Source organism: Vibrio sp. 10N.261.51.A4 (assembly GCF_041471945.1).
Classification (GTDB): domain Bacteria; phylum Pseudomonadota; class Gammaproteobacteria; order Enterobacterales; family Vibrionaceae; genus Vibrio; species Vibrio crassostreae_C.
The window spans coordinates 20,756-30,036 of the sequence record NZ_JBFRPJ010000111.1; the positions used below are offsets into that span (position 1 = coordinate 20,756).

The window sequence follows — 9,281 nt, forward strand, 5'->3', positions numbered from 1 at the left end:
ACAAGCTAAAGAGACTAAAAGCGAAACCCTAGTCCCACTTCAACACCTTGCTGCCACTCTTCATAATCAAGGGTGGCATGCAAATCTAGGTTATCTGTTAGTTGCACTCGGCTGGAAACCTCTGCGGCTACCGATTTCTCATTGTCTTCGGTCTCGTCTTTATAGGTGTGTAGAGAACTGTTAAAAGAGACTCTTTCTGAGAACTGATAACTGACACCACTCAAGAATCCACTTTCCTGTTTCAGTGCCGCACTATTGATACGTGTACCGACGTAAAGATCCACATCTGAAAACAAGCTATAAGAGTAGCCACTGTCTATCTTCCAAGTATCGAAGCTTTCACTCGACGCGTTTTGTGTGGAGATAAAGAATTTATGAGAAGAACTATCGATCTGGCTGGGTAGTAGAGGCAAGCTATTCGCTGAACAAACAACAGGCATAGCAAAAGCCAAAAGAATAAGTAATCTCTTCATTTGCCACTCCTGATGTCATTATTATTGTTCTTCGAACGTTATCGTTCAATTAAAGCACAGAACTTGTACGTTCGCTGCACAATCGATATAGCATTTTGTTATGACTATATATGCAATTGATTACTCTTGCCTGTTCAATGAGTAAATCCAGTATCTTAAGTGAAGGTTTATGCAGGGTGTTTTATCCCTTAAATGACGGTTTGCTCTGAAAAACGGTGCGAATGTAAAAAAAACGCAACTTTTCATTGACGTCCAGTGGTAAAAATTGATACACGTAGAGTAAAGCACAAGCAGAGAATTTGATATGCAGCACGTAAGCCACCTAGTAATGACCACAACCATTATTATTACCGACATTAACATTGTTGGGGCAGGCTGCTAAGTAACGGATTTTAAAAAAAAGGCCTGTATCCAACAAGATACAGGCCTTTTTTTGTACCATTTTTATGACTTATGGAGAAAGGGATGCGCGTTTTAAAGTTTGGAGGTTCATCATTAGCTGATGCAGATCGTTTTTTACGAGCGGCTGATATCATCGCTAATAATGCCCAGCAAGAAGAGCTAGCCGTTGTACTATCGGCTCCAGGAAAAACAACCAATAAGTTGGTCGCTGTTATTGAAGCTGCACTGAAAAATGGTGAAGCTGACGCACAGATTACAGAGATCGAATCTTCATTTAACACACTGTTTGCAGAGATCAAAGCGGTCGTGCCTTCTATCGATGGTGCCGCGTTTCAAGAGCAGGTGGATACCTCTCTTGCTCAGCTAAAGCAGTTCGTGAATGGCATCAACCTACTTGGTATGTGCCCGAACCACGTTAATGCTCGCATCATCAGTAAAGGTGAGCGAATCTCTATCCAGTTAATGAAAGCGGTACTGGAAGCGAAAGGCCAACCAGCAAGCCTGATTGACCCTGTCCAATACCTATACGCTAAAGGCGATCACCTTGAAGCGATGGTCGATGTGGACGTTTCAACTCAGAACTTCCGTCAGTCGCCACTGCCTAAAGGTCACGTAAATATCATGCCGGGCTTTACAGCAGGTAACGATAAAGGTGAGCTAGTCACACTTGGCCGTAACGGCTCTGATTATTCAGCTGCAGTTCTAGCGGCATGTCTACGTGCTGATTGCTGTGAGATCTGGACAGATGTAGACGGCGTTTACAACTGTGACCCGCGTTTAGTGGATGATGCTCGTCTTCTTAAGTCTCTTAGCTACCAAGAGGCGATGGAGCTTTCTTACTTTGGTGCTTCGGTTCTACACCCGAAAACCATTGCTCCTATTGCGCAATTCCACATTCCTTGTCTGATCAAAAACAGCTTCAACCCACAAGGCGCAGGTACTTTGATTGGCCAAGACACTGGCGAAGATAACCTAGCAATCAAAGGTATTACGACGCTAAGTGACCTAACCATGGTTAACGTATCAGGCCCAGGCATGAAGGGCATGGTAGGTATGGCGAGTCGTGTATTCGGCGCGATGTCTTCTGCTGGCGTTTCTATTGTCCTTATTACTCAATCTTCTTCTGAGTACAGCATCAGCTTCTGTATTGAATCGGCTGATAAGGTGAAAGCGAAACAAGTGTTGTCAGACGCGTTTGAACTTGAACTTAAAGATGGCCTGTTAGAGCCGGTTGAGTTCATGGATGACGTTGCGATTGTAACGCTGGTGGGTGACGGTATGCGCACTTCACGTGGCGTAGCATCTCAGTTCTTCTCTTCTTTAGCTGAAGTGAACGTCAACATTGTTGCTATTGCTCAAGGTTCTTCAGAGCGCGCTATTTCAGCGGTTATCCCTGAAGACAAAATCTCTGAAGCAATCAAAGCGTGTCACGAGAACCTATTTAACTCTAAGCACTTCCTAGATGTATTCGTTGTGGGTGTCGGCGGTGTTGGTGGCGAGCTTGTTGACCAGATCCAACGTCAGCAAGGCAAACTGGCTGAAAAAGGCATCGTGATTCGCGTATGTGGTTTAGCAAACAGTAAAGGTTTGTTGCTAGACAGCGATGGTCTACCGTTAGAGCAGTGGCGTGACCGTATGTCGAGTGCGACTGAAGAGTTCAGCCTAGCGCGTTTAGCGGCTTTGGTTCAACGTAACCACATCATCAACCCAGTATTGGTTGATTGTACGTCTAGCGAAGGTATTGCGGCGCAGTACGCTGATTTCCTAGCGGCTGGTTTCCACGTAGTAACACCAAACAAGAAAGCAAACACAGCAAGCATGGCTTACTACCATCAGCTTCGTGAAGTTGCACGCAACTCACGTCGTAAGCTGATGTACGAGACAACAGTAGGTGCAGGTCTACCGGTCATCGAAAACCTACAGAACCTTATCTCTGCAGGTGATGAACTTGAGAAGTTCAACGGCATTCTTTCAGGTTCACTGTCTTACATCTTCGGCAAGCTTGATGAAGGTATGACACTGAGCCAGGCAACCAATATTGCAAAAGATAACGGCTTCACTGAACCGGATCCTCGAGATGATCTATCTGGTATGGATGTGGCGCGTAAGTTGCTTATTCTTGCTCGTGAAGCAGGCATGGCGCTTGAACTTGAAGATGTTGAAGTAGACCAAGCTCTGCCACCAGGTTTTGATGACTCAGGTACGGTTGAAGAGTTCATGGCTCGCCTACCAGAAGCGGATGCTTACTTCAAAGAGCAGTCAGCTATCGCAGCAGAAGAAGGTAAAGTACTTCGTTATGTGGGTGAAATCGCTGAAGGTAAGTGTAAGGTTCGTATCGCTGCTGTTGATGGCGACGACCCAATGTTCAAGATTAAAGATGGCGAGAACGCATTAGCATTCTACAGCCGTTACTACCAACCAATCCCTCTAGTACTACGTGGCTACGGCGCGGGTACTGAAGTAACAGCAGCTGGCGTATTCTCTGATGTGATGCGTACTCTTGGTTGGAAATTAGGAGTTTAGGAATGAGTTCAAGTGATATGGATGTTGTCGTTTATGCTCCTGCATCAATCGGTAATGTCAGTGTAGGGTTTGATGTGCTGGGGGCCGCTGTGTCTCCAGTGGATGGCACACTGCTGGGTGACCGAGTAATGGTTAAAGCAGGCGAGGAATCATTCTCGCTAAAAACAGCAGGCAGCTTTGTTTCTAAGCTGCCGACTGAAGCCAAAGAAAACATCGTCTACGACTGCTGGGTGGTGTTCTCTAGAGAGCTTGATAAAAAAGGCGTTGCGCTAAAGCCTTTAGAAATGACACTCGAAAAGAACATGCCTATTGGTTCTGGTCTAGGTTCAAGTGCATGTTCAATTGTCGCGGCACTGGATGCGCTAAATCGTTTTCATGGCCAGCCACTGAATGAGACTGAACTGCTTGCTCTAATGGGCGAAATGGAAGGTAAGATTTCAGGCGGTATCCATTATGATAACGTTGCTCCATGTTACCTTGGTGGTGTGCAGTTAATGCTTGAAGAGTTAGGTATCATTAGCCAAGAAGTACCGTGTTTTGATGACTGGTATTGGGTAATGGCGTATCCGGGTATTAAGGTTTCAACGGCTGAAGCTCGCGAAATTCTTCCTTCTCAATATCGTCGTCAGGATGTGATTGCCCATGGCCGTCATCTAGCGGGTTTTATCCACGCGTGCCACTCTGGTCAGCCAGAGCTAGCAGCGAAGATGATCAAAGACGTGATTGCTGAACCATATCGTGAGAAACTGCTTCCAGGGTTTGCTGATGCGCGTAAATACGCCACTTCAGCTGGAGCACTGGCTACTGGGATCTCCGGTAGCGGTCCAACTCTATTTAGCATTTGCAAAGAACAAGATGTCGCCGAGCGTGTTGCACGCTGGTTAGAACAAAATTACGTACAAAATGAAGAAGGATTCGTTCACGTTTGTCGCCTAGATAAGCAAGGTTCGATCGTTACAGGAAGTGAGTTATGAAGCTGTACAACATCAAAGAAAATGACGAGCAAGTCTCTTTTGGCCAAGCCGTTCGTCAAGGTTTAGGTCGTAATCAAGGTCTATTTTTTCCATCTGAGCTACCAAAGTTTGATGATATCGATGCGCTGCTAGCAGAGGACTTTGTCCCTCGTAGCTCAAAAATTCTGTCAGCATTGATTGGCGATGAATTACCAAAAGAACAGATCGACCAAATGGTGGATGCAGCGTTCCAATTCCCTGCACCAATCAACCAAGTAAAAGACGGCGTTTACGCGCTTGAGCTTTTCCACGGCCCTACACTGGCGTTTAAAGATTTCGGTGGCCGCTTTATGGCTCAGTCTTTAGCAGCCGTTTCAGATGGTGGTCAAATCACGATCTTAACAGCAACATCAGGTGATACTGGTGCGGCGGTTGCACATGCTTTCTACGGCATGGAAGACATCAATGTTGTGATTCTTTACCCGAAAGGCAAGATCAGCCCATTGCAAGAGAAGCTTTTCTGTACGCTGGGTAAGAACATTCACACTGTCGCTATCGATGGTGACTTTGATGCGTGTCAGGCTCTGGTTAAAGACTCATTTGATGACGCTGAACTGCGTAAAGAGATCGGTCTTAATTCGGCAAACTCGATTAACATCAGCCGTTTAATGGCTCAGATCTGTTACTACTTTGAGGCGGCTTCTCAGCTGACTAAAGAGCAACGTGAAAACCTCGTTGTCTCTGTACCAAGTGGTAACTTTGGTAACCTAACGGCTGGTCTATTGGCTAAAGCGCTAGGTCTACCTGTTAAGCGTTTTATCGCAGCAACTAACGAAAATGACACTGTTCCTCGTTACCTAGAAACAGGTCAATGGGATCCAAAACCGACTGTTGCGACAACATCGAACGCGATGGACGTAAGCCAACCAAACAACTGGCCTCGTATCGAAGAGCTTTGCCAACTGAAAGGTTGGGGCTTAGATACACTAGGCAAAGGTAAAGTATCTGACGAGCAGAGCGCTGAGTCAGTTCGCGACCTAAAAGCACAAGGTTACCTATGTGAACCACATGGTGCGATTGCTTACCGTCTACTGGAAGAGCAACTGCAAGAGAACGAAACTGGCTTGTTCCTGTGTACAGCACACCCAGCGAAATTCAAAGAAGTGGTTGATGACATCCTAGGTTCTGATATCGAACTGCCTGGCCCGCTAGCAAAACACGCGGCGATGGAATTGTTGTCTGAAGATCTTGATAACGATTTTGAAGCGCTAAAAGCTGTGCTTCGTCGAGTTCAACCGTAACGTCCATTTGTTTTTCGAACAAATAAAAACGGCGCTCAATGAGCGCCGTTTTTGTATTCTAATTTAAGCTCTAAAAATTATAGAGACTCAGTGAACGTACGTGCGATAACGTCACGTTGCTGTTCAGTTGTTAGAGAGTTGAAACGTACAGCGTAACCCGATACACGGATAGTTAGCTGTGGGTAGTTCTCTGGGTGAGCAACTGCGTCTTCTAGCGTTTCACGCTTAAGAACGTTAACGTTTAGGTGTTGACCACCTTCGATGCGTGGTGCTGCTTCGATTGCAACTTCACGGCTTTCGTACTCGCCTAGGTCTGCAGCTGAGATAACTTGGTCAGCTTCGAAACCTGCAGTAGCAACAACACAACGAGCTTCATTCTTCTCGCTATCTAGTAGCCAGATTGAGTTTAGTAGGTCATCGTTTGCTGCTTTAGTAATTTGAATACCTTGGATCATAACTATCTCCTAGTCCACTGAATGTGGTTTGATTATGGTGTTAACTTTCGATTTTTATTGAGCTGGGTAATATATACCTAATATTAGTAAGGTTAGCATTGATTTAAGTCAAAAAACAACCAAAAACCATATTTTTACAAAGGTGATTATATTGAGGTAAATCAATAAAACCTTTGAAAACAAAGTAATTACAAAATATTTTAAAGTATAAAAAATATTTAACAGTCATATTTGTTGTAAGTTTACTACATTTGTTGTGTTTTTATTGAACTACAACCGATACGACCCTTTATTTATTAAGCATTCTGAAAGTGTAAAGTGATTTAATGACAAACAATAATTCATCCTCAAAACCGGAAACAAATATTAAGTTTATTGGCGCTCATGTCTCGGCTGCTGGTGGAGTTGATCAGGCGCCTATGCGTGCACGTGAAATTGGCGCCAATGCGTTTGCACTGTTTACCAAGAACCAGAGACAGTGGGCGGCAAAACCGCTAGAAGCGAAAACCATTGGTGCCTTTAAAGCTAATTGCAAAATGTTGGGCTTCGGTGCTGAGCACATTCTTCCTCATGACTCCTACCTTATTAACCTAGGAGCACCAGAAGAAGAGAAGCTAGAGAAATCACGCGCGGCTTTTATTGATGAAATGGAGCGTTGTAATCAACTTGGATTAACGCTTTTGAATTTTCATCCTGGGAGTCATTTAAAGAAAATCTCAGAAAGCGAATGTTTGGCGAAGATCGCTGAATCGATCAACCTAGCTCATCAAGCGGTACCTGACGTAATCGCAGTGATCGAGAATACGTCTGGGCAGGGCACTAATCTGGGTTGGAAGTTTGAACATCTAGCAGAGATTATCGAACAGGTAGAAGATAAGTCACGTGTTGGTGTGTGCTTAGACACCTGCCATACGTTTACTGCTGGCTATGACTTACGTACAAAAGAGGCGTGTGAGCATACTTTTGCTGAGTTCGACCGCATCGTGGGTATGCACTATCTAAGAGCAATGCACATCAATGATTCAAAAGCTGAGTTCGCGAGCCGAGTCGATCGACACCATTCTTTAGGAAAAGGCGAAATTGGCTGGGATTGTTTTGAGTATATTGCCTCTGATTCTCGCTTTAATGGTATCCCTCTTATCTTGGAAACCATTGATTCGACGATCTGGAAAGAGGAAATTCAACAACTTAGAATGTTTCATCGCTCAGCAACGCTAGCGAGCGAACAAGCGTAATAATAGAGGGGGAAATTTATTTCCGTCTATTTCTAAAAATTGGCACCTTTCTTTCATAGTATTAAAGTGAATATGTAGTTCACGATGTCTTAGAGGAGGTGCCTTTATGTATTCAATCACCCAAACTTCAACTATTGCTGTCGCACGCCGTTTACCTACACCAAACCGTCACGTGCATAACCACGGCCACCATCGTACACAGCAGAAAAGTGGTTAATCGAGATAAGCACAACTTGAACTGATTATTATGATTCATCAACAAGTGAACCCTACACATCATGTTTATTGATAGCTGTATGAGGTATAACTAGAGCCTTATTTAGGACAGTTAGCCGATACAGCTATTTTTTTGTCTGGCGAAAGCCGCTAGAAACCTTGATGATTGGGAAGTAAAACGATGAGCGCACCAAAGACTTGGGAATCCATTATTAATGATGAACGTGATAAAGAGTACTTTCAGAGTGTCCTCGCGTTTGTTGAACAGCAACGTAATAGTGGTAAAACCGTCTACCCGCCACAAGAACAGGTGTTCAGTGCCTTTGATATGACGCCTTTCGAATCCGTGCGAGTGGTTATCTTAGGGCAAGATCCTTATCACGGTGCTAACCAAGCTCACGGCTTAGCATTCTCAGTGCTTCCTGGTGTGAAAATCCCACCTTCTCTACGCAATATGTACAAAGAGCTTGCACAAGATATAGAGGGCTTTGAGATTCCTAGTCATGGTTATCTCGATTCTTGGGCATCGCAAGGGGTGTTGATGTTGAACACAGTCCTTACAGTCGAAGAGGCAAAAGCACACTCACATGCTAAGTGTGGCTGGGAAACCTTTACCGATGCCATTATTGCTGAGCTCAATCAGCGCTCTGAACCGATCATCTTTTTGTTGTGGGGCGCACACGCCCAGAAGAAAGGTCAAGCGATTGATGACGACAAGCATCATGTGTTGGTTGCACCTCACCCATCGCCATTATCGGCACGCCGTGGATTCTTCGGTTGTCAGCATTTCTCTACAACCAACAAGCTGCTTTCTTCTATGGATCAACAACCTATTGACTGGCGTTTACCAACAGAAGTGTAGGTTGGTGGTTTTCTGAGCAGGGTCAAATCATAAATCAGCATATTCATATACACTTATAAATAGTAGGTGTAATGGAGTGCAATACTATGATGATTGAAAGGATAAGACGAGAGCATGGCTATATGGCTCGTTTACTCGCGATACTCAACAGTAAGTTAGAGTTTCTGAAACAGGAGCGAGAAATAAACTATAGCCTGATCGCAGAGGTGGTTCATTACCTTATGAACCATTCAGACAAAGTGCATCACCCTAAAGAAGACGTCATTTATCGCTACTATCTTAAGCAATATGGCAGCGAGCAAGCGATTGAAGACTTGGAGTTAGAGCATCAATTGCTTTCTGAGAAAACGGCGGACTTTTTAGGTTTGGTCGATATGATCCTTCAAGATGCGGTGGTTCCTCAGCAAGTCTTTATTGAGCAGCTTGAAGCGTTTGTTAAGGCTCAGCGAAAGCACATGGAATATGAAGAGAAGCATGTGCTACCCATGATTGTTGAGGCGTTCACGGTGAAAGATTGGCAAGAAGTGGAGTCTCAATGGCTTCAACCGGAAGATGACCCTGTTTTTGGAGAGACCATCGCCGATCAATATCGCCAACTCGCGGCTCGGGTTCGACAAAATGAACAAGAGTGTGTTTAGCCCGTTGTAATGTTGAGGTGCGCCTATTTTAGGTGTCCTCTATATTAGAGGGTTGGTTTCCAAATGGCGCTTTGAGCGGATTAACTACCTCAAAAAATAAAAAAGGCACCTATATAGGTAATGCCGATCGTTTAAGAAGACTTGAACGATCCTGCAGTTAGCAGATAATCCCCATCAACAACGTTGATGGGGATTTTTTTATGCTTGAACAAGAATTAGCAAT

At 44.5% G+C, this 9,281-nt stretch carries 8 protein-coding genes and 1 other annotated feature; of the genes, 6 read left to right on the forward strand and 2 right to left on the reverse strand.

Going from position 1 to position 9,281, the window contains the following annotated elements; genetic code table 11:
• Positions 1-14 precede the first annotated feature (14 nt).
• Positions 15-473, reverse strand: coding sequence for a hypothetical protein (locus AB4384_RS21785; protein ID WP_017070076.1), 459 nt, complete (start codon positions 471-473; stop codon positions 15-17).
• A 317-nt stretch (positions 474-790) separates the two neighbouring features.
• Positions 791-909: a sequence feature (Thr leader region), on the forward strand.
• 29 nt (positions 910-938) lie between these two features.
• Between AB4384_RS21785 and thrA the strand changes: the two genes are divergently transcribed.
• The 3 genes from thrA to thrC are packed head-to-tail and all read left to right on the forward strand — an operon-like array spanning position 939 to position 5,652.
• Entirely contained in the window at positions 939-3,398 is a 2,460-nt protein-coding gene (gene thrA / locus AB4384_RS21790) for a bifunctional aspartate kinase/homoserine dehydrogenase I (RefSeq protein WP_136981993.1), read from the forward strand.
• A 17-nt stretch (positions 3,399-3,415) separates the two neighbouring features.
• Complete coding sequence (gene thrB, locus AB4384_RS21795) at positions 3,416-4,372, forward strand: homoserine kinase (RefSeq protein ID WP_372130109.1); 957 nt, start codon at positions 3,416-3,418, stop codon at positions 4,370-4,372.
• The gene (gene thrC, locus AB4384_RS21800) at positions 4,369-5,652 is read left to right on the forward strand and encodes a threonine synthase (protein ID WP_372130108.1); all 1,284 of its coding nucleotides are present in this window, start codon (positions 4,369-4,371) and stop codon (positions 5,650-5,652) included. Before thrB ends, thrC begins: the two co-directional genes overlap by 4 nt.
• A 77-nt stretch (positions 5,653-5,729) precedes the next feature.
• Here thrC and grcA read toward each other — a convergent pair whose 3' ends face one another.
• Positions 5,730-6,107: an autonomous glycyl radical cofactor GrcA gene (gene grcA / locus AB4384_RS21805; RefSeq protein ID WP_017059315.1), complete on the reverse strand. Its 378-nt coding sequence runs from the start codon at positions 6,105-6,107 to the stop codon at positions 5,730-5,732.
• 326 nt (positions 6,108-6,433) lie between these two features.
• Here grcA and nfo point away from each other — a divergent pair, with 326 nt between their 5' ends.
• The 3 genes from nfo (at position 6,434) to AB4384_RS21820 (ending at position 9,058) form a co-directional block, all read left to right on the forward strand.
• Positions 6,434-7,342 (forward strand): deoxyribonuclease IV, encoded by a 909-nt coding sequence (gene nfo, locus AB4384_RS21810; RefSeq protein ID WP_017059316.1) that lies wholly within the window; start codon positions 6,434-6,436, stop codon positions 7,340-7,342.
• A gap of 397 nt (positions 7,343-7,739) precedes the next feature.
• On the forward strand, positions 7,740-8,420 hold the full coding sequence (ung, locus tag AB4384_RS21815) for a uracil-DNA glycosylase (RefSeq protein ID WP_102428207.1): 681 nt from the start codon (positions 7,740-7,742) through the stop codon (positions 8,418-8,420).
• An 86-nt stretch (positions 8,421-8,506) separates the two neighbouring features.
• Positions 8,507-9,058 (forward strand): hemerythrin domain-containing protein, encoded by a 552-nt coding sequence (locus AB4384_RS21820; RefSeq protein WP_017070073.1) that lies wholly within the window; start codon positions 8,507-8,509, stop codon positions 9,056-9,058.
• Positions 9,059-9,281: the final 223 nt, after the last annotated feature.

Bases quoted from the DNA above. Each gene is read 5' to 3' on its own strand.
- AB4384_RS21785 (WP_017070076.1), bottom strand. From the start codon at position 473: ATGAAGAGATTACTTATTCTTTTGGCTTTTGCTATGCCTGTTGTTTGT.
- thrA (WP_136981993.1), top strand. From the start codon at position 939: ATGCGCGTTTTAAAGTTTGGAGGTTCATCATTAGCTGATGCAGATCGT.
- thrB (WP_372130109.1), top strand. From the start codon at position 3,416: ATGGATGTTGTCGTTTATGCTCCTGCATCAATCGGTAATGTCAGTGTA.
- thrC (WP_372130108.1), top strand. From the start codon at position 4,369: ATGAAGCTGTACAACATCAAAGAAAATGACGAGCAAGTCTCTTTTGGC.
- grcA (WP_017059315.1), bottom strand. From the start codon at position 6,107: ATGATCCAAGGTATTCAAATTACTAAAGCAGCAAACGATGACCTACTA.
- nfo (WP_017059316.1), top strand. From the start codon at position 6,434: ATGACAAACAATAATTCATCCTCAAAACCGGAAACAAATATTAAGTTT.
- ung (WP_102428207.1), top strand. From the start codon at position 7,740: ATGAGCGCACCAAAGACTTGGGAATCCATTATTAATGATGAACGTGAT.
- AB4384_RS21820 (WP_017070073.1), top strand. From the start codon at position 8,507: ATGATGATTGAAAGGATAAGACGAGAGCATGGCTATATGGCTCGTTTA.